Raw genomic sequence first — 636 nt, forward strand, 5'->3', positions numbered from 1 at the left:
AAGCTCAATGGTGCGATTGGGCTCGCGACCGTCAGGGTCTTGGAAAGTGCTTTTCAGGTCTGAGTAGGTGAGCACTCGACGACCATTGTTCCGCAAACCGATGCCTGGATCGTTTAGCTTTGGCGTAGGGTTCATGGCTTGCATGTCAACCAACGGGTTGTTGGTTTCGGACGCGGGGTGAGTCTGCATTTCGCCACCCATACCGCCCATCCCTGCCATCTTGCTGTGGTCCATGCCGGCCATGTTGGACATGTCGCCTTTGTCCATTCCCGCCATCTTGCTGTGGTCCATACCGGCCATGTTAGTCATGTCACCGCTGTCCATGCCGGTCATCCCGGTCATGTCACTTTGGTCCATTCCCGCCATTTTGCTGTGGTCCATACCAGCCATGCCTGACATGTCACCTTGTTTCATATCGCCGCCGCCCATACCAGCCATGCTGCCATGGTCCATGCCCGCCATACCGCCCATACCCATGTCATCCATGGTCAAAAGCGGCCGAGGATCGATCGCAGGTACTTGTGCCTTTAATCCTTCGCGAACTGCCAAGGTCCCACGTGCATAACCGGTTCTATCCATGGACTGGGCGAAGATTGTGTAAGCCTCTTCGCTGGCAGGTTCTACGATCACGTCATA

Annotated in this window: 1 pseudogene; it reads right to left on the reverse strand. The window is 55.7% G+C overall.

Going from position 1 to position 636, the window contains the following annotated elements:
* Positions 1-636 (reverse strand): annotated as a pseudogene (locus VD17_RS31125) (copper oxidase); the annotation flags it as partial.

Source organism: Pseudomonas fluorescens, from assembly GCF_000968015.1.
In the GTDB taxonomy this organism is placed as follows: Bacteria; Pseudomonadota; Gammaproteobacteria; order Pseudomonadales; family Pseudomonadaceae; genus Aquipseudomonas; species Aquipseudomonas fluorescens_W.